This window comes from Wolbachia endosymbiont (group A) of Hylaeus communis (assembly GCF_947251915.1).
GTDB classification, from domain to species: Bacteria; Pseudomonadota; Alphaproteobacteria; order Rickettsiales; family Anaplasmataceae; genus Wolbachia; species Wolbachia pipientis.
This window is the reverse complement of record NZ_OX366396.1, coordinates 912,436-933,490: the sequence shown is the minus strand read 5'-3', so window position 1 is coordinate 933,490 and position 21,055 is coordinate 912,436. Positions and strand designations below refer to the sequence as shown.

Annotated in this window: 13 protein-coding genes, 1 tRNA gene and 3 pseudogenes; 10 read left to right on the top strand and 7 right to left on the bottom strand. The window is 33.2% G+C overall.

All coding sequences use genetic code 11. The features are described from left to right. Positions 1 to 52: 52 nt before the first annotated feature. Positions 53 to 129, bottom strand: a tRNA-Arg gene (locus OPR52_RS04670). Positions 130 to 276: 147 nt separating this feature from the next. On the opposite strand from OPR52_RS04670, the gene OPR52_RS04665 reads away from it, so the two are divergent. The 6 genes from OPR52_RS04665 to OPR52_RS04640 all read left to right on the top strand — a co-directional run bounded on the left by OPR52_RS04665 (position 277) and on the right by OPR52_RS04640 (position 4,708). Continuing rightward, positions 277 to 1,050, top strand: coding sequence for an ABC transporter ATP-binding protein (locus tag OPR52_RS04665; protein WP_006280146.1), 774 nt, complete (start codon positions 277 to 279; stop codon positions 1,048 to 1,050). Positions 1,051 to 1,178: 128 nt separating this feature from the next. Then, the gene (gene tatA, locus OPR52_RS04660) at positions 1,179 to 1,346 is read left to right on the top strand and encodes a twin-arginine translocase TatA (RefSeq protein WP_006013840.1); all 168 of its coding nucleotides are present in this window, start codon (positions 1,179 to 1,181) and stop codon (positions 1,344 to 1,346) included. A 166-nt stretch (positions 1,347 to 1,512) separates the two neighbouring features. Further along, positions 1,513 to 2,169, top strand: coding sequence for an exopolysaccharide biosynthesis protein (locus OPR52_RS04655; RefSeq protein WP_265037852.1), 657 nt, complete (start codon positions 1,513 to 1,515; stop codon positions 2,167 to 2,169). A gap of 90 nt (positions 2,170 to 2,259) precedes the next feature. Next, entirely contained in the window at positions 2,260 to 2,916 is a 657-nt protein-coding gene (locus OPR52_RS04650; RefSeq protein WP_265037850.1) for an exopolysaccharide biosynthesis protein, read from the top strand. Next, positions 2,909 to 4,282: a cysteine--tRNA ligase gene (gene cysS, locus OPR52_RS04645; RefSeq protein WP_264723211.1), complete on the top strand. Its 1,374-nt coding sequence runs from the start codon at positions 2,909 to 2,911 to the stop codon at positions 4,280 to 4,282. The genes OPR52_RS04650 and cysS overlap by 8 nt, the downstream gene beginning before the upstream one ends. A gap of 6 nt (positions 4,283 to 4,288) precedes the next feature. Next, entirely contained in the window at positions 4,289 to 4,708 is a 420-nt protein-coding gene (locus OPR52_RS04640; protein WP_265037847.1) for a YqaA family protein, read from the top strand. Between the two features lie 93 nt (positions 4,709 to 4,801). Here the strand turns inward: OPR52_RS04640 and OPR52_RS04635 are convergent. Next, a pseudogene (locus OPR52_RS04635) lies at positions 4,802 to 5,634 on the bottom strand (IS5 family transposase). A 207-nt stretch (positions 5,635 to 5,841) separates the two neighbouring features. On the opposite strand from OPR52_RS04635, the gene OPR52_RS04630 reads away from it, so the two are divergent. Together OPR52_RS04630 and OPR52_RS04625 are read left to right on the top strand one after the other, a co-directional pair. Next, positions 5,842 to 9,369 carry a DEAD/DEAH box helicase gene (locus OPR52_RS04630; protein ID WP_265037844.1) on the top strand — a complete coding sequence of 1,176 codons (3,528 nt, stop codon included), beginning with the start codon at positions 5,842 to 5,844 and terminating at the stop codon, positions 9,367 to 9,369. Positions 9,370 to 9,710: 341 nt separating this feature from the next. Beyond that, positions 9,711 to 14,012 carry a DEAD/DEAH box helicase family protein gene (locus OPR52_RS04625; protein WP_265037842.1) on the top strand — a complete coding sequence of 1,434 codons (4,302 nt, stop codon included), beginning with the start codon at positions 9,711 to 9,713 and terminating at the stop codon, positions 14,010 to 14,012. Positions 14,013 to 14,481: 469 nt separating this feature from the next. On the opposite strand, the pseudogene OPR52_RS04620 reads toward OPR52_RS04625, so the two are convergent. After that, a pseudogene (locus OPR52_RS04620) lies at positions 14,482 to 15,314 on the bottom strand (IS5 family transposase). A gap of 124 nt (positions 15,315 to 15,438) precedes the next feature. Between OPR52_RS04620 and OPR52_RS04615 the strand changes: the two are divergent. Beyond that, positions 15,439 to 16,298 (top strand): IS630 family transposase gene (locus OPR52_RS04615; protein ID WP_265037751.1). Its coding sequence is split into 2 segments (ribosomal slippage): positions 15,439 to 15,763 and positions 15,763 to 16,298, totalling 861 coding nucleotides; the frame shifts between segments, so codons are not numbered across the junction. Positions 16,299 to 16,329: 31 nt separating this feature from the next. Here OPR52_RS04615 and wmk (OPR52_RS04610) read toward each other — a convergent pair. The 4 genes and pseudogenes from wmk (OPR52_RS04610) to wmk (OPR52_RS04595) all read right to left on the bottom strand — a co-directional run. Beyond that, positions 16,330 to 16,914, bottom strand: a pseudogene (wmk, locus tag OPR52_RS04610) (WO male-killing family protein Wmk); the annotation flags it as partial. 65 nt (positions 16,915 to 16,979) lie between these two features. Next, complete coding sequence (locus OPR52_RS04605; protein ID WP_265037736.1) at positions 16,980 to 18,104, bottom strand: hypothetical protein; 1,125 nt, start codon at positions 18,102 to 18,104, stop codon at positions 16,980 to 16,982. Between the two features lie 102 nt (positions 18,105 to 18,206). Continuing rightward, on the bottom strand, positions 18,207 to 18,863 hold the full coding sequence (locus tag OPR52_RS04600) for a JAB domain-containing protein (RefSeq protein ID WP_265037738.1): 657 nt from the start codon (positions 18,861 to 18,863) through the stop codon (positions 18,207 to 18,209). Between the two features lie 170 nt (positions 18,864 to 19,033). Beyond that, positions 19,034 to 19,945, bottom strand: coding sequence for a WO male-killing family protein Wmk (gene wmk / locus OPR52_RS04595; protein ID WP_265037741.1), 912 nt, complete (start codon positions 19,943 to 19,945; stop codon positions 19,034 to 19,036). 120 nt (positions 19,946 to 20,065) lie between these two features. Between wmk (OPR52_RS04595) and OPR52_RS04590 the strand changes: the two genes are divergently transcribed. After that, the gene (locus OPR52_RS04590) at positions 20,066 to 20,986 is read left to right on the top strand and encodes an Rpn family recombination-promoting nuclease/putative transposase (protein ID WP_264337290.1); all 921 of its coding nucleotides are present in this window, start codon (positions 20,066 to 20,068) and stop codon (positions 20,984 to 20,986) included. Positions 20,987 to 21,055 lie beyond the last annotated feature (69 nt).

Below are 21,055 nucleotides of genomic sequence, written 5' to 3'. Positions count from 1 at the left end.
AAAGGTGTGCGTATTTGTGAAAAAAAATCTCCATAAAATTTGTGAAGCAATGTGGTGGGACTAGTGCGATTCGAACGCACGACCTTCGGATTAGGAGTCCAACGCTCTATCCTGCTGAGCTATAGTCCCGTGTTTCCTACCATTCATGTAAAGTTATAGCAAAAAATCCTTTCTTTTCTAGATTTCTTGCATAACCAATTTATGACGACAAAAAACATTTCTGTACTTCTTGAGTATAATGCTATTATATTTAATAACATGGTTTAAGTAAGATTAATGCTAGTTAACAATATTGGTTATTTCTATAACAATCAAAACGACTTTGCTTTAAGCAATATAAACATTAAAGTAAAGAAAGGAAATGTTGCATGTTTATTGGGGCATTCTGGCTGTGGCAAGTCAACAATTTTGAAATTAATTGCGGGGATAGAAAATCCAAAATCTGGAACTATTTTTATAAATGATAGGTTAGTTGCAAGTAATAAGGCATCAGTCGCTATAGAGCATAGAAATATCGGATTGATTTTTCAGCATTCTGCATTATTTCCTCATAAAACAGTAGTAGAAAATATAACCTTTGCTATCCGCAGCTCTTCCAAGAGAGAAAAGCACCTAATTGCATTGGAAATCTTGAAGTTACTCAATATAGAAAAATATGAAAATATGTACCCTAACGCCTTATCTGGAGGACAGCAACAATTAGTTGCAATAGCAAGAGTGATGGCACAAAACCCTGATGTTGTGTTGTTAGATGAACCATTTTCTAATTTAGATATACTGCTCAAGTGCCGAATAAGACAACATATATTGTCCCTTTTCAGAAGTAAAAATATCCCTGTGCTAATGGTAACTCATGACCCGCAAGAAGCATTGAAAGTTGCAGATTTTATCTACGTAATGAAAAATGGTAAAATTATTCAATCAGGAGTTTCTAGCGATATATACCATAAGCCTAAAGATGATACGCTAGCAAAGTTTTTTAGTGAGCTCTCTTCTACTCTACAGTTAAGCGAAAAGTTTCCACTTATTCGCTGCAAGAAAATAATCTAGTTTGGGATTGTTATAAAATAATTAAAAAACCTTGATTTATAATTAAATAAAGGTGATATAATCTATGTGTTACTTGACTTCAGTCAAGTTTTAATATTTAAAGGTCAATATTTTAAATGGAGGTGAAAATGAGTTTAGGACCATGGCAATTGTTTCTAGTCTTAATAATAATTTTAGTTCTGTTTGGTGCAGGCAGATTACCGCAAGTTATGGGTGATTTAGGAAAAGGCATCAAAAACCTTAAACAGGAGCTTAAGGACTCAGAAAAATTATCGTCTAATGAACCAGATCGTTAGCGTCCTCATACTTCGTGACATGCACCTTAGTGCATGTCATCTGTTTAAAAACTTAGTCAGGTTAAAGAATGAAAGAGATGAAGTGTTGGTATGAAATAAATAACAAATATTGAAATACAGCAACAACTATGTTAGCTTAAGAGGAATATTTTATTAAAGGATAATTGTGCAAAAAAGTGAGAAACTAACTAAAGATAAAAAACTAGCTTCTGATATTCTAAAAGAGGTTGCAGATACCAATAACAATGATAGCAATAAAGTAACTTTGTTTGACATTAAAACAGCTTTGCATGAGCGCGGTTTTGGTATTTTAATAATCATCTTCTCCTTGCCGCTATCGGTGCCTATACCGGTTCCACCTGGTTATACAACTATTCTTTCTATACCTTTAATCTTATTCTCACTGCAGCTTCTATTTGGATTTGATTCTCCTTGGATGCCCAGTTGGCTAGAAAGAAGATCTTTTCAGCGTTCAACACTAGCTCTTGTGGTAGAGAAAACTTCCCCTGTATTAGAAAAAATAGAAAAATTCATGAAGCCAAGACTGTCTTTCATTTTCTATGGGCCTGGTGAGAAGATTCTGGCTTTTATAATGTTGCTTTGTGCAATAATAATAGCTCTTCCATTACCTTTTACTCACTTCCTTCCTGCAATTGGCACAACTCTTATTTCACTTAGCATTATGAGTAAAGACGGGTTTCTATCCATATTGGGAGTTTTAGTATCATTGTGCGCGTTGTTGCTTACTCTTGTTGTAATAGTCAAAGGACCACAACTTATAACCGGAGCACTTTCTCTTCTTAAAAGCTTTACAACACTTTAACAAAAGAACGAATTACTAGCGCAAAATGAATAATGCATATTGAAATAAAACAATAATTGTGTTAAGAATTATTTTTATCAAAGGTTTTTCGTGTCAAAAAATGATAAGTTGACTAAAAGTGATAAATTAGCTTCTGATATTCTAAAAGAAGTTGCAGATACCAATAACAATGATAGCGATAAAGTAACTTTGTTTGACATTAAAACAGCTTTGCATGAGCGTGGTTTTGGTATTTTAATAATCATCTTCTCCTTGCCGCTATCGGTGCCTATACCGGTTCCACCTGGTTATACAACTATTCTTTCTATACCTTTAATCTTATTCTCACTGCAGCTTCTATTTGGATTTGATTCTCCTTGGATGCCCAGTTGGCTAGAAAGAAGATCTTTTCAGCGTTCAACACTAGCTCTTGTGGTAGAGAAAACTTCCCCTGTATTAGAAAAAATAGAAAAATTCATGAAGCCAAGACTGTCTTTCATTTTCTATGGGCCTGGTGAAAAGATTTTAGCTTTTGTAATGTTGCTTTCTGCATTATCGATAGCTCTTCCATTGCCTCTTACTAACTTCATTCCTGCAATTGGTACGACTCTTATTTCGCTTGGCATTATGAGTAAAGATGGGTTTCTATCCATATTGGGAGTTTTAATATCATTGTGTGGGCTATTGCTTACTCTTGTTGTAGTAGTCAAAGGGCCACAACTTATCATTGGGGCATTTTCTTTTCTCAAAAGCTTCGTATATGGTTAGGCTTTACAACACCTTAACAAAAAAAAAGGAGCTTTTTACACCTATCGATAAAGATCATGTGAAAATGTATGTTTGCGGACCAACAGTATATGACACAGCACATATAGGCAATGCACGGTCTGTTGTTGTGTATGATGTGTTATTTCAGCTACTTAAGTTTTGTTATGGCAAAGTTACCTATGTGCGTAACATAACCGACATTGATGATAAGATAATTAATGCAGCAAGTGAAAAAAATAGCAACATAGAAAGTATAACCACATATTACATTAAAGCTTTTCATGATGATATGGAAAGCATAAATTGTAAAAAACCAACATACGAACCAAAAGCAACGGAAAACGTAGATTATATTATAAAATTAATTGAACATTTGCTGCAATCAGGCCACGCTTATGAATCTGACAAACACGTGTATTTTAATATAGAATCTTACCATGAATATGGTGCTTTATCAGGAAAAAAAACTGATGAATTGGTTCCAGGTAGCAGAGTTGAAGTTAATGAAAATAAAAAGCACCCGGGAGATTTTGTGCTGTGGAAGCCTGCAAGTGATATTGACTACAAACTTTCAAGTTATTGGGATAGCCCATGGGGAGAGGGCAGGCCTGGATGGCATATAGAATGCTCAGCAATGTCATATGCTTACCTTGGCAAAGATTTTGATATTCATGGTGGCGGCATAGATTTACAATTTCCTCACCATGAAAATGAAATTGCACAGAGTAAGTCTGCATTTGCTGGATCAATGTTTGCAAAATACTGGATACATAACGGCTTTCTTACAGTAAATGAAGAAAAAATGAGCAAGTCCTTATTTAATATAGTCAAAGTAAGAGATTTGCTAGATAGTGGAATAAAGGGTGAAGTAATACGCTATGCACTGCTCAAAACTCACTACAGAAAACCACTTGATTGGACAGAAAACGTTATTTCTGATGCACAGGAAACCTTAAATAAATTTTATCGATTATCACGTGGTTTAGATACAACGAATATTGATGAAAGTAACGCAGAGATTTCTAAAGATTTTATAGACGCTTTAAAAAACGACTTAAACATCCCTGAAGCTCTAGCTATATTACATGAAATGGCTGCAAAAATCAACAAAATGAGTAATGAAAGTGAAAAGCTTAAATTAACTAAGAGTTTTGTTAAGAGTGCCAGATTTATTGGTCTTCTTGAGTCAAGTTATCAAGAGTGGTTTGCTGTGGATGTAAATCATCAAGAAATAGAAAGGTTGATAGACTTAAGAAAAATTGCAAAAAAAAATAAAAATTACGATACTGCAGACAAAATAAGGGATCAGTTGAAACAAAAGGGGATTACAATTTCTGACAATGAAGATGGTACAACAACTTGGTAAACTTATATGGAAGATTACTTTCTGCTGTTTAAAGACAGCCTATTATCATCGTTAATCTTGCCTATACACCAAGGCTTTATGTTTGAAGCTATGCTGTACTTTAGATCACATCACAATCTACTACTTATGTTATTTTTTGGAGTACTAGGATCAAGCCTTGGTGGAACAGTTAATTGGTACTTAGGTAGAATAACAATCTTAATGCGAGAATTATACCACAAACTAGAAAACAAACGTACAACGCCAAAAGCCACAAAAAATTTGCTAATTTTTGCAACTTTATTACTTTCGTGGGTGCCAGCACTTGGAAGTGTGATTCAAATTTTATCAGGTTATTTTAAGTTAAACCTTTATATCCTTACCCCTTTAATCATTCTATCTAATTTCTTCTATTTGTTATATCTAATACTTACTTTTGGAGTATAACAGCTATAGTACTACAGCTATTAAAGCCCACTTCTGTCATCCTATGCCCTGATAGAAGCGGAGCTCTAAGAGGTTGTCCGGAAACAAGTAAATTCAAGCATATTCCCTCTTTAACATAACCCTACTCATAGCTAGGTATATGAAATTCTCAGTGGATGTTGTGAGTAAATCATACTCCTTCGATAGCCTTCTATTCCTATTAACCCAAGCAAAAGTCCTTTCTACAACCCATCTTCTTGGCTGTACTTTAAACCCTTGTTCTCTTGTTGGTAGTAGCTCAGGTGGCGTATCTTTGTGCACCCAAAATCTACATGTAGGCCTTTTAACAATTTCAATATCTATGTCATATTCTTCCTTTATGTGATTCTTTAAATTTCTTCCTTGGTATCCCATGTCAGCCCACATTTTTTTAACTTTAGTATATTTTGTTCTCATATTGTTTAATGCTATTTTAATACCATCTCTATCATTTTCGTTAGCAGCGCCTACGTAACAACCTAGTATAAAACCCTGAGTGTCTGTAATTATATGCCTTTTTCTACCCTTTACTTTTTTACTTCCATCATAGCCTTTGATCCCCCCTTTTCTGTAGTCTTTACAGATTGACTATCTACTATACAGGCACTCGGCTGCTCATTCCTTCCTATTTTTCTTCTACTATATTTTGTAATTTCATAATTCATTTTCTCAAAAATTCCCTGCTTCTTCCATTGCCTGAACTGCTCATACACAGTCTTCCATAGCGGAAAATCATTTGGTAAATACCGCCATTGACACCCTGTACGCAATACATAGAAAATTGCTTCTAATATTTCTCTTTTGCTATACTTTGGCGGCCTTCCTCCTTTCTTGTATGATACTCTGAAGTGTTTTTCTATTCTTGCCCATTCCCTTTCGCTTAGATCTGTTGGATACTTTTTTCTCATCTTTACCCCGTACTAAAATTTCAGATATTATAGCCTTTTACTTGTTTCCGGACAACCTCTAATTGATGTTAATTCGTTCTAAAATTGGTAGCTTGCTCTGAAGAAACACTATAGTTGTTTTCTCTAAGGTGGGTTTGATATATTTAGAAAAATTATCTATAAGATTAATATTCAATTTATTTATATTGAGATATACGATTTTATAAAATGGCTATTTATGGAAGAACATGGTGGGGAGAGAAATGGCTTCAGTGCTTCAATAGAATTGATTATGATAACCGTCTTCCACGTGGCAGAACTTGTGCTAATACTGGTCGAGCTTTTGGTATTAAAATTAATGGTCACATAGTTACAGCTAAAGTTCATAGCTCAGGATCTTACCCATATCGTGGTTCAAAACCTCAACCATATAAAGTCAAAATTATACTCAATGAATTAAGCTCATCAGAACAACAGACCATTCGTCAAATTATTGAAACTTCACCTTCTATACTATCTAAATTAATAAATAGGCAATTACCAACCAGCTTGTTTGATAAGCTTAATGATCTTGGGATTAAATTGTTTCCTTCAAATTGGGAAGAGATGAATGCAAATTGCAACTGTCCTGATTGGGCTATGCCTTGTAAACATATTGCTGCTGTAATTTATCTTATTGCTGCAGAAATTGATAAAAACCCCTTCATGATTTTTAATATTCATAATTGTAATTTGTCAGCACTTATCGATGATTTTGGGAATGGAAAATTAGAAAATGCTCAAAACATTTTAAAGATAGATGATATATTTAAGGCATGTTCTAAAATTAGAATACATAACCAAGCAATTTTAAATGATATTGATTTATCAACTATTCCTAACCTTTTTGATTGTATCAGTAGTATTTTAACAGATAATCCACTTTTTTTTGAAAAAAACTTCCATAATATTTTACAGATAGCTTATAAGCACTGGCAAAAGTATCCTGCAGGAAAGTTAGTGTACTATCCAGCTTCTAAGAAGGAACTATCAGAAGAGGAGCTATTTATTAAAAGATGGGGAAATATTGAGAATTGGAAAACATTTCAACTATTCATTGATGATCAGCATTACCTTACTCAAGTGAGCAATGGTACAACTAATGTATTTATGCTAAGTAGAAATGTATTGAAAGATATAGCGCGATTTTTAAACGACATTCCTAATTCGTTACTTCACAGGCTTAATCCTGAACTTCGCTTCATGCATATGATTTCACAGTTTGCACATATGCTGATGGAAAAGTCAGCGCTAATACCACAAGTATTACAAAACAAAAGAGGAGAAATTATAATTAGGTGGATTCCGGCGTTGTTTAATGAGTCAGTTAAGGAAATTCATAGCAAGATATCATCTATTTGTCCGCCTCTATTGATTAAATATCAAGAAATCGCTATGGAACCAGAGGAACAAGTAAATGTTGCTATCTCTTTCATCCTTTTAGGGTATATAGAAGATAACTTTCCTGCATCTCTGGATAAGTATGGAGATAAGGACATCTTTGAATTATTCTTTACTGGAAGACCATACAAGTTTACTGAGTTTAGCAACAAGGAAATACCGCAAGCAATTAATCTCTGGCTTTCACGTCTTTATTTAGCAGATAAGCCTTACAAATTCTATCTAATGATAAAAGATCACCATGAAAAATTTGAACTTGAGGTACAGTTATCACTGGATGATGAGAAGTCATTCATAAAGCTGGAAAAAGCATTTTCTAATCAAAACGTAAAGCTTAGTATTTTATCTGATCTTGCACTCTTATCTGAATACATACCTGAATTAGAAAGATCGATTGATAGCAATAGCAAGTTATCATTTAATTTAGATGATTTTGCACCTTTATTCCTGGGTATTGTACCAGTACTAAGAGCAATAGGTATAACGGTTATCTTGCCGAAATCTTTGCAAAAAATCTTCAAACCACAATTAAGTCTTAGTTTGTCTGCCAAGGATAAAATAAAAGAAGATCGCGAAAGTTTTTTAACGCTGGAAAATTTATTGAAATTTGATTGGAAAGTAGCAATAGGAGATAAAAAATTAAGCGTTACAGAATTTAAAAAATTGCTAAAAGATTCCCGAGGGCTTGTGCGAATAGTCGATCAGTATGTGCTTTTGGATGATAAGGAGGTAGAAGCTTTATTAAAAAAACTTGATAAATTGCCTGATTATTTAAGTCAAGCAGAGCTTATGCAAGCTGCTCTAACAGGAGAAGTAAATGAAACTAAAGTAGCATTTGACCAGCAGCTTACAAGCTTATTTAATAAACTTAATACTTACACACCTGTTACTACACCAAATAATCTAATAGCACAACTACGCCCATATCAAGAACGCGGATTTAGTTGGCTTATACAGAACATAGAAAACGGGTTTGGTAGCATAATTGCTGATGATATGGGTCTTGGTAAAACATTACAGGTTATAGCAGCTATTCTGTATTGCAAAAATATAGGGTTTTTGGATCGGGACAGAGTCTTGGTAGTAGCTCCCACAAGCATATTAAGTAATTGGCAACGAGAGATGGAACGTTTTGCACCAGAATTAAAGCTTTTCGTCTATCACGGACAAAATCGAGAATTGGCAAGTGATTATGATGTAGCTCTAACATCTTATGGTCTTGCACGTCGTGATAAAAAAGAACTTAATAAAATTCGCTGGTTTTTGCTCGTGATTGATGAAGCACAAAATATAAAAAATCCTAATACCGAACAAACCAAGGCAATTAAAGCTATTGAGGCAACGCATAGAATAGCAATGAGCGGTACTCCTGTTGAGAATAGGTTACTTGAGTATTGGAGCATTTTTGACTTTATCAACAAATCTTATCTTGGTACTCCTAAGCAGTTTAAAAGCAGCTTTGCAACACCGATTGAAAAAGCAAGAGATAAAATTTGTCTAGAAAGGTTTATGAAAATCACTAGCCCTTTTATGTTACGTAGGCTTAAGAGTGATAAAAGCATTATTCAGGATTTACCAGATAAAATTGAGAATAATCGTTATTGTTCCCTCACTTCAGAGCAAACAGCGCTTTATCAAAAGGTTGTTGATACAACTATGGAGAAGATAGAAAAAAGTGAAGGGATTGAACGTAAGGGACTAATCTTTAAACTTATCAATGCTTTAAAGCAAATTTGTAACCATCCATCACAGTTTGGCAAGAAAAAGCGTGCGAGTATTGAACAATCCGGTAAAATGCAGATGCTTGAGGAAATATTGATTAGTATTGGTGAAGTTGCAGAAAAATCATTGATATTTACTCAATACACTGAAATGGGTGAGATTATAGCTAGGCTACTTGAAGAAAGGTTTGAATCAAAAGTGCCATTTTTACATGGAGGACTGTCCCGTAAAGCACGAGACGAAATGGTTGATGACTTTCAAAATTCATTCCAATCAAATATTCTTATAGTATCTTTAAAAGCTGGTGGAACAGGGCTTAATTTAACAGCAGCAAACCATGTAATACATTACGATTTATGGTGGAATCCAGCAGTGGAAGCACAAGCAACAGATCGGGCCTATCGTATCGGGCAAGAACGTAATGTCATGGTGTACAGGCTACTTTCAACAGGTACATTTGAAGAGCGTATTGATGAGATGATTCAAAGCAAGAAGGAATTAGCAAACCTAACTATAAGTAGTGGCGAGAGTTGGATTACAGAATTTAACAACGATCAATTAAGAGATTTAGTTAATATAAAAAATGCACTATAGAACTTATAAAGTTTATATGTTGCTGTATTCAAAAAAAATCAAAAATTTTCTGTTTTTTCTACTTACAACAGGTTATACAAAACTTAAGTAGAGAAATTTTTTTATGATGTACGAGATGATTTTTTGACTGATTTCAATACTGTAAAACCATAGCAGTTAGATGTATACACCCTATTATTGCGGCCTGTTTGTATGAGCTTATACCATATATTTATGCCTTTTCCTCTATCGAAGCGGTCTTGAATAGCAATGATTAGGATATTCTGTAGTATTAATTGACTTTTTATACTATTTGCATATAATTGTACATAAATAATGTTGTTAATTATATAAAATCTATTATGAGTATTGAAAAGCAGAAGCTAGACATTGAAAATATTGTTAAAGCGGGAAAAAAAGTATATCTAGGATACCTTTTGCTAGATATAATTAATGATAAAAAAAACAGTTATTTTACTATAAATAACAAGAGGGGCTTATCATTAAATGAATACGTAACAGAGTCAATTAAGGAAGAAAAGGCAGATAAATTTTCTAAGCAAGTAAAGATAGGAAAAAAGAATTGCAAAATTCATATAGAAAAAAACTCTGATGATAAATATGATGTAAAGATTACTGGTACTATAGTATCTGACCGTGAAGATTCAGGTTATGAAAGTGATAGCAGTCAAGGAACTCAGACTCAAAACATTGAGTTTAAACCGAAAAATAAGTATAATGACGATGATTTCCTTGATTTATGTAGTTCACATGAATTGACGTTTAGTTGTGATAATAACGGTAATTATGCTTTTAATACTAAAATAGATGAGCATATTATCGGTGGACCAGACAAAATTGATCTCTATCCAATACATATATCCAACCTTTATCAAATGATAAATTATGTAAATGGTGATACAAAAAATCCTGATGTATTAATTGCTATGGCAACAGGATCTGGAAAATCATTTACACAAGCACTATGGACTTTTGTATTAGATTTAGCAGGTTATCATGGAGTCTGTGCAGTTCATCAGGATGCTTTAGCACATCAACTAAGAGAAGATTTTTGTAGGCTATTACCAAAAAGTATCACTGATAAAGTCAAATTAGGTGATAAAGGTAAAATTGATAATATAGATCCTAATTCACATATCATCACTACTCATGATATTCTATTCAAAGAAAAATCAAGTGAGTTTGAAACTATATTCATTAAAAATAATAAATGGTGGATTAGTGTTGATGAAGCACATAAGGCAACTGAGATAGAACTATATAAAAGAAATATTGAAAATTTAAAAAATCCTATCGCATTTTTAACTGCTACACCTTCAGAAGTCATTGCTAAACGAGTTGGTTGTATTATAAATCTTTCTCTTAAAGAAAAAGAAGAGCAGGGTATTTCTAAATCACCTGCTGTAAAAACTAGAACAGCAAAAAGCCGTATCCAGGCAGCTAAGAAGAGATCCAAATTTAATTTTGGAGAAAGGATAGCACTATGGTTTGCTAGTATTATCGAGAAAGAAAGATTGAGCTCAGCACATGAATGCATTGGTAGCATTGAGGAATGTGTAATCTATAGAAAAACTACTGATCCTTTTTATGTATCAGATGGTAATGAAGGTGATATTAGAAAAAGCATAAGATGGAATGTTCATCTTCCAATAGGGGAAAAGTTTCTAGGTTTGGTCGGACGCGGTAGTCATGACTCAGTAGTAAATTTTCATCTTATGCTAAATGGTAATGAGGTTGGTAGTGCATACGAAAACGGAAATAAAGTTTCTCGTGAAAATGTATATGATTTTTTCGGATTAAGTCTTTTATCTTCTCATGGAGCAGAGTTAGATGAAGCTATATTTAAAAAATATGAAGAATCAAAACAAGAATTGAGAAAAGCAGGCTTACGTAATTATTTGATTGATTATCATGGGTATGATTCAAATAAAGCAGAAAATTTTATAGAAAGTAACGTAGATTATTCCAGTAATGCTGCAAAATATCAAGAATTTCATGTTCTACATGGTATCATTGAAAATACTATCTCATATCTCACTGGTTATGATAGTATTACTTTAGATTACAAAAGACGCCACGATTTAGACTCATTAGTTAAAGAAGTTAAGGCAAAATTATCATCCAAAAATATCGGAGATACTGAAGAGCACATGGATCAAATATCAAAAGATCTGATTAGTGAAGGTATTCCACAAGATATAGCTGAGAGTATAGCAACTCAAGAAATAAGAGTTTTACAGGCTTTATTACAAACCAGGAATGATGACGATGAATTCTTTAAAATGATTGTTGATAATTGGGCACTTGATAAAAGAATTCATAACCAATATTTAGGGACAGATAACTGCTCCTATAGTCCTCTTTTAGCATTACAAGAATTTTGTCAAAAGCATAAAACTATCTTTTTAGTTAATGGTTTACAAAAGAGTGCTACAAAAGTTGAGGATAATAAGCCATTTTTTAACTTAAAAGAAAAAAGCTTTAAACTATCTGATGATAATCATGATAAAGAGAAGAATCTTACAAAACATAAATTAAGTACTATAGAGGCGTTAGATGATACAACGAAACAATATTATTATGAACCTAATTATTGTTCTGCAGAATACACTGAAAAAGTAGTTGATAAGCTATGTAAGAAGGGGCTTATAGGCTCTTATATTACTAGCGAAAAGACTACTGGATTTAATGATCTAAATTTATGTAGTGTTGGCCTTATCACAGACAAAACAGATGACAATATTAACGATCCTGCTGAAATTATACAGGCTTTTGGTAGAAATAGAGGGTTAAATTGGGCAAAACAGCCAATTTTTTATCTTGTTACAAAATCAGGAGTAAAAGTAAGTTTTGATGTTAATGAGCTAACAAGAAATGGCTACATTAAAGCTCTAAATAAAGCTGATAAGAAACATCATAAAGAATTAGTGAAAAGACTTGGATCTAAGATTGCAAAACAAATACAAGATTATATTGATATAAATACTGAGCCATCAGGAGAAATTCATTCTAATCATTTAGAAAATAAATTAATTGAAATTATCTGGAATGAGTATGAGGATTTATACAATCAAAATAATCACGATAATCAAAAGACAAAAAACGATTTTATTGATGTTCTAAATGATACATATAAGATACTTTATTCTTATAGAGATAATATAAAAAAGAATTATCATCTGCCTACTTCAGCTCACGTGATAACTTTCATTTTAGAATTTATCACAAAAATTGTCTACTGGTTCAAAACGCATTCTTCATACAAAGAGTTTAAACAAGAAGTAAAAAAACTAGAAAATAACGAAAAAAAAGATGAATTGATAAATGAAAGAACGTACGCACATATAATTCAAAATTATAAATATAAAGATATTATTAGCAATGGATTGGCATTGAAGAAAATCCTTTCTTTAACAGGAGATAAGGTTAAAAGTAGCACAGATTTTATAATGGAAAATCTACATGAATTCGTAAAAGAAGAAAGAAAAGAAGAATTGAACCAACTAAACCAGACTATAAAAACTTTATTAAATAAATTAGTTGTAACTACTGGTCTAAGTAAAGAGCAGAAAGAACAAATAACTCAGTACATTAATGAGAAAAATTCATGGGCTAAAGAAGTATATGATCACGCACAGTCATTATTTTCGAATGATCAAAAGATTGGTTCAAATGATATATCTAGTATAATATTTAATCTGATTTCAAGTGACTCTACAATTAAGCAGTATTTAGAGAAGGAAAAAATTACAAAAGAGAAATTTTATGTTAATGTTCTTAATGACCTATCTATTTTTACAGAATTGCAAAATTCTCCTCTAATAAAAGAGTTAACTAGTTGTAATTATGAAAATGTTATAGATAAAGATAAGGCAGAACAATACGCTGTAAATAGTATAGCTCATTATTTTCAGTCTAAAGTTTACCAAAAATTACTTAATGATTTCATATCACCGCTTAAAGAAGAGCACTTACTTGCTATTTTAAATGCAGTTTATCCAGAAGATAATGCTAATAAAACAGAACTAAATAGTGAAAAATTGAAAAAAATCTTGGAGTTTAAGAAAGGTATAGATGATGAAGAACGATTTAGAGAAGTAGTTAAAAAATGTGGAGATATAGAAAAAATACAGGATATTCAAGAGAGTATATATAAAGTATGCTTTGAAATTCTACACTGTTATTGTTACTATCAAAACATGTCTGAAAAGGGTGATCTGTATTGCAGTGATAAAAATGATATTATTCCTAGAGACAAGAATCTGGCAACACCGGAGTTATATAAAAGAACAAATAATAAGAAAAATTCAATATGGAGTTATAGCAGTAGAGGCTCTGATTTTGATATAGGCATGATGTGCAATAAGATTCAATTTATCAGTGGTAGTCTTAAGTCATTTGATGATACTAGTGAAATAGATCTTTTAGATCAAATACAGAAGGTTCAGCATGGACAAGAGGCTGCAGATAATCTTCAACTATTTAATAGAGCTCTTAAGTATCCTAAAAACAATACGACTAGTACAAATAGAGAAATAGAAAAAGTAGCATCAAAACTAGGTGATTTGAAGCCATTAACAAGTAAGGATTATGACAATGCTGTGCAACAGGTACGTTCAGCTTTTTCTCCCCCAGCTACTTAACTTGATCACGAAAAGTGTTCAATAAACCGTACGCGGCCAAGTTAAGGAAAAGTGTGACTTAAGGCTGAAAAACCAACCTTTGTACTCTTGCCGCGCTCTGCAATACCGGAAAAACTTTGTTTCTTATGATCTTTTTGGCTGGCAAACTGCAATAAAAGTTGAATCTATTGCATTTTTAGTATTCGAATAAACAGCATTAATTTTGATGAAGTAGATCTAATTTTAAAAATAAACGTTTTCGACCGGTAATTGCGTTTCTAAGACTATTCTGTGATTTTATGTACTCCCTTATTTAATGAACGGATGTGGCATACCTTAAACCCTAGCAAAAGGCGCTTCCAATTAACTCTTATTACAACAAACCTCTATGGTCTCTTGTGAACCCAAAAATAATCGCTGTTTTGTAGAGTGCAAATTTATATAGAAGTTAGATTTATGTAAGTTAGAGGTTGTCCGGAAACAAGTAAATTCAAGCATATTCCCTCTTTAACATAACCCTACTCATAGCTAGGTATATGAAATTCTCAGTGGATGTTGTGAGTAAATCATACTCCTTCGATAGCCTTCTATTCCTATTAACCCAAGCAAAAGTCCTTTCTACAACCCATCTTCTTGGCTGTACTTTAAACCCTTGTTCTCTTGTTGGTAGTAGCTCAGGTGGCGTATCTTTGTGCACCCAAAATCTACATGGAGGCCTTTTAACAATTTCAATATCTATGTCATATTCTTCCTTTATGTGATTCTTTAAATTTCTTCCTTGGTATCCCATGTCAGCCCACATTTTTTTAACTTTAGTATATTTTGTTCTCATATTGTTTAATGCTATTTTAATACCATCTCTATCATTTTCGTTAGCAGCGCCTACGTAACAACCTAGTATAAAACCCTGAGTGTCTGTAATTATATGCCTTTTTCTACCCTTTACTTTTTTACTTCCATCATAGCCTTTGATCCCCCCTTTTCTGTAGTCTTTACAGATTGACTATCTACTATACAGGCACTCGGCTGCTCATTCCTTCCTATTTTTCTTCTACTATATTTTGTAATTTCATAATTCATTTTCTCAAAAATTCCCTGCTTCTTCCATTGCCTGAACTGCTCATACACAGTCTTCCATAGCGGAAAATCATTTGGTAAATACCGCCATTGACACCCTGTACGCAATACATAGAAAATTGCTTCTAATATTTCTCTTTTGCTATACTTTGGCGGCCTTCCTCCTTTCTTGTATGATACTCTGAAGTGTTTTTCTATTCTTGCCCATTCCCTTTCGCTTAGATCTGTTGGATACTTTTTTCTCATCTTTACCCCGTACTAAAATTTCAGATATTATAGCCTTTTACTTGTTTCCGGACAACCTCTTAGAGCTCTTTCCATAAAAGTCCGGATGTGATAGGATAAGGGTAGATGATGATAAGGAGGTTGAATGCCAGCAGCATATAGTTATGATTTAAGAAAAAAAGCAATGGAAGCGCTAGACGAAGGAGAAAGCAGAGAAACAGTGGCAGCAAGATTTAAGATTGGACGAACTACTTTATGGGAGTGGCAGCAAAGAAGAAAAGAAACAGGAGACTTTCAATCAAAAAAACTTGGAAATGGGGGTTACAATCACAAAATTACCGACTGGGATACCTTTGCCAAATTTGCCAGAGAACACGGAGGAAAGACTCTATCGGAAATGGCTAAACTTTGGAACAACGTTAGTATCCAAACGATCTATCGAGCCCTTAAAAAAATTGAATTTACGCGCAAAAAAAGACATATGGATACAAGGAAAGAAACGAAGAAAAACGTGCTGAATTTTTGAAAATTATAGCGACAAAAGAACCTAAAAACTTAGTGTATATAGATGAGTCTGGCATTGATAACACCGAAGACTACCCCTACGGATATTGCCAGAAAGGACAGCGGTTTTATGCCTTAAAATCTGGAAAGAAAACTCAACGAATCAGTATGGTTGCAGCCTTAAGTGGAAGAAAGATAGTTGTTCCGTTAACCTTTGAAGGCCACTGTAATATGGATGTTTTTAATGGATGGTTTGAGCAATTTTTGACACCGATCTTGGAACCTGGACAGACTGTCATTCTTGACAATGCTACTTTTCATAAGTCTGATAAGATTATCGAGCTTGCTAAAGGGGTTGGTGCAGAAATTTTGTATCTGCCGCCTTATTCTCCAGATTTCAACAAAATTGAGCATCATTGGTTTGCTATAAAAAACAGAGCCAGGAAAAACATTCCTCTATTCGAATCCTTTCGTCGTGCTGTTGATTCTGCCTTCCTATGACCTGTTCGGACTATTATGAGAAATGCTATACTATTTCATCACGTGTTGTAGTCATTTTCTCTGCTAAATCCTTTTGAGTGCACTCTCTTACCAGTCTCCATTCCTTTATCTTTTTCCCTATTTTGTAGTAGATAGAACCTATTTTTTCTTCAACACATTCATCAGCAGAGAGACCAATTGCTTGTGAAACAATATCAACAGAAACTCCTGCTTTAACCAGATCCTTTGCAATTTTTATTTTCTCTGCTTTTTTACCACTTTTCTCACTAATTTGAACAAACTTGGTTAGTAAACAAAATATCTTACGTAACTCTTGATCATTAATCTTTTTATATTCTCTTACTAGATCTAATATTTCCTCTCCCTTATCTTCAAAACAGATTTTTTCATTTGATACAGGAATGAGATCCGTAATACTGATTGATAGTGCCTCAGCTATAGCATATAACCTTTCAATTGGAACTCTACGATTCCCTTTCTCATATTGCAGTATTACCCAATACTTTACACCAATTTTCTCAGCTAAATCCTTCTGAGTATACCCTCGCTCTAACCTCCAACTTTTTACTTTTTGCCCTACTTCATAGTCTAGACTTCTTTCCACGCAAAGAACCATATATAATATTTTCTACTATAGCTCAAAGGCTCCAGATATAATAGCCAGACTCTGGAACCTTTAAATTAAAGTGCTCTACAAGTTTCTTTACTATTTTCACGTACTTTGTCTGCCCATGAAAACAATTTTTCACTTACTTCCTTCTGCTTTTCACTCCATATGCCGCACCTAGTGAAATTACCTTTCTCTACTGCTTCTTTAAGTTTTACTCCAGCAAAAAGGCAATTTTTTCCAATTTCTTCGCCTCTTTTTTGTAACTCAGCCCACATTTCCTTGTTTTCTACTCTGACTTGTACTTGATCATATTTTTTTACATCGTGGTACAATATAACATTTAGCTTACCAATGCTCGTAGGAAACTCTAATATAATAGAGCTTTCATCTGACATATCGATATAGTTTCTTATACCTCCCTTCTCACTTTTAACCTCAACTGCATCATTGCCAATTTTTAAAATATTACTTCCTAACTCTCTCAGTATTTTGGCTACCTCTACCTTGCTATCATCAGAAAATTCTATATATGATGTTGTATTGTCTATCTCGAAATCTATTAAGGATCCTTCTTGAACAGCACTTTCGCCAGCTTTTTCTAGTTCTTCTAGTTGCTTATCTCTCTGTGGCTGAATTTCTGGTTGTAGCTCATTATAGATTTCACCTATCAGTTTATTCTGTAGTAGAGTATCATGAAACTCTGCACCGCTTAGCATTAATTTTCGTATTAGCTTTTTACGATCACTTTTTTCTAATTTGTGAAAATGTGTACCTAATACTACATATTCTGCAAAACTCCATTCGCCATCATTACATGCATTTAGCCTTGCTCCAGCAGCTAGTGCTTCGTCTACAACCTTGTGCAGTTCATTTGGATTTTTTGCTCTTACCACAGCACTCTTAAACCAGCTCAACTTTTCTGTATTTGGCTTTATTTTTTGCAAAGCTGAAGCAAATGGATTTAATCCTTCTGGATAATCTGCTTGATTACTCAAAGGTTTTGTGCCATAAATATAGTCAAATCCTTTCCCATAGTTGATTTTGTTTTCGCGAACTTCTCTACCAGGGAAAGGCATTGCATCTTCCGGTTTTATCTCCTTCTGATTATTAATTTTGCTCACAAACTTAGACTGCTTTATATCAACGCCTTCAAGAGCACCAAATATTTTCTTCAATAACTTGTCTTTACTAGTCATATAACCCCCATATTAAAAATACTTTTTAAGTATATAAATCTTAGTTTATACATTCTATTACTCAGTATAAATTATAATGAGTAGATTTGCAAATACTTTCTGCTATAACAATCCGTTTTCTCTAAAACTAAAATAGCCTCCACTTGTGATAATAATGTGATCAAATAATCTAACGCTTACAGTACTACATGCTGCTGCTAAACTCTTCGTTACTTCTTGATCTTCTTCTGATGGTTCTAAACTCCCTCCAGGATGGTTATGTGACATTATTACTAATGTTGCATCTTTTATTAATGCTTTTCTTGTAATTTCCTTTATGTATACTGGTGCTTTTTCCATTTCACCAATATAGGATTCTTCTCCGATTAATTGGCGCCTTTTATTCAAGTACAGTATTTTTACACATTCCCTTTCTGAGTGGCCTATACTTACGTTTAAGTACTCTACTAGCCCTTGTAAGTCCATTATTGGCTCACTTTTTAGCTTTTCTCTCAGTACTCTTTCTAGTGTTTCCTTAACACACATAATCATTGCTACTGCAGAATCAGTTACTCCTTCTATAACTTTCAGGTCATCCATTTCTCTACCTAAAATCCTTCCTACTCCTGCATAAGTATTCACCAGATTTTTAGCAATTTCTTGAGCTTGTGGCCTTTCATGTACTGCACTTAAAAATGTTTCCATTATTTCACGATCAAGTAATGCCTTGCCTTTGCTTTCTAATATTCTGAATTCGATTTCTTCTTTACTTTTATTCATATAATTTACCCTTCACTAACAACAAACTTTTTTTAGATATTTACTGCTGTTTTTTATCAGCATTGGCATAGAGCCATAGCTTCCGAGTGAAGTCAAATCAATTTTTCAATCTTTTTTACTTATTTTTTCATGAATAAGTAAAGATATTAATATATGGTGATTTTTTTATTTTAAACTTGTCGAATTTCATCTAAAGAGATGCCTATTATTTTTAAAATAATATTGATAGAAATTCCTTTTTTTACTAAGTCTTTTGCAATTTTGATCTTTTCTGCTCTTTTCACTTTTTCTTCGCAAATCCGTATGCCTTCAAATAGAGATCTTATTAATGCATTACGTAGTTCTTGACTTTCAATCTTTTTGTATTCTTCAATTAAATTCGGTAGTTCATTTTCTACTTTACTACCTTCCTCTATTAGCAGATCTGTAATATTAATCGATAATGTTTCTGCTATTGCATATAATTTTTCCAGTGGAATAGCTACACGTCCTTGTTCATAGTTGCTTATTTCATCACGTGTTGTATCCATTTTCTCAGCCAAATCCTTTTGAGTATACTCTCTCACTAGCCTCCATTCTTTTATCTTCTTTCCTATTTGGCAGTAAATAGAACCTCCTTTTTCTTCAACACATTCATCAGCAGATAGACCAATTGTTTTTGAAACAGTATCAACAGAAACTCCTGCTTTAACCAGACCTTTTGCAATTTTTACTTTCTCTGCTTTCCTACTACTTCTTTCACTGACTTGGACAAATTTGGTTAGCAAACAAAACATCTTACGTAATTCCTGATCATTAATCTTTTTATATTCTCTTACTAGATTTAGTATTTCTTCTCCCTCATCTTCAAGACAGATTTTTTCATTTGATACAGGAATTAGGTCTACAATACCAATCGACAATATCTCTGCTATAGCATACAACTTTTCAATCGAAATTTTACGTGTTCCTTTTTCATATTGTAGTACTACTTGATACGTTACACTGACTTTCTTCGCTAAATCTTTTTGAGTATATCCTCGCTTTAACCTCCAGTTCCTTACTTTTTGTGCTATCTGATACCTTATTGAGATGTTTGCCATAAATATTATACATGTTAATACTACCAAACAAAGATATACAAAAACTTCTATGTTTGCATTTTAGTTGAATATTTCTTCACAATTGTGTATAATTATTAATGCTTTTTAAGTCGATTCCCTATGGCTCTCTCGAAGTTTCTGGATCCCAAGAATGATGTCGCATTTCGCCGTATCTTTGGCACTGAAAAGAATAAAGACATCCTCATTCACTTTCTCAATGATATTCTGGGTTTTACTGGCAAAAATGAAATAAAGGATATAGAGTTTTTAAGTACTATTCAAGACCCTGATATTGCCTCTAAAAAGCAAAGCATTGTTGATGTATTATGTAGAGATTCCACGGGGGTGCAATGGATTATTGAAATGCAGGTCGCTAAAACCAAAGGCTTCGAGAAACGTGCCCAATACTATGCTGCTAAAGCCTATTCAAGACAAGCCGATAAAGGTGATCAATACCAGGACCTTAAGGAAATTATCTTTATTGCTATAGCAGATTGTATTTTATTTCCTGATAAGTCTGAGTACAAATCAAAGCATACTATTCGCGATGAAGATACTAATGAACGTGATCTAAAAGATTTTTACTTTATATTTATTGAGTTGCCTAAATTTCCAAAAACAAAAGAAGATCAGCTTTCAAGTATAGTTGAAAAATGGGTCTACTTCTTTAGATATGCAGATGAAACTAGTGAAGAAGAGCTAGAGAGAATAATAGGAAGTGATCTAATAATTAAAAGAGCGTATGAAGAATTAAATAGGTTCAACTGGTCAGAAAAAGAATTTATAGCCTATGAACAAGAGATAAAGCGTATTCGTGATGAACAGGCTGTCCTCGCTCAAAAACTCGATGATGCCACTCAAAAAGGTAGACAAGAAGGTAGACAAGAAGGCATCCAAATCGGCCATGAAAAAGGCAGAAAAGCAGAGAAAATTGAGGTTGCAAAGAATCTACTTAAAGCAGGAGTTTCTATTGACATTATAACTCAAACTACTGGTCTTTCTGTTGATTATATTGAGAAAATTCAAGAAAAGAAGTTTTAGCCATAACGTTTTTTTATTAAACCCTCTATTCTGGTAATTTTAATATTGCAATCCATTCTAATGTCTGTA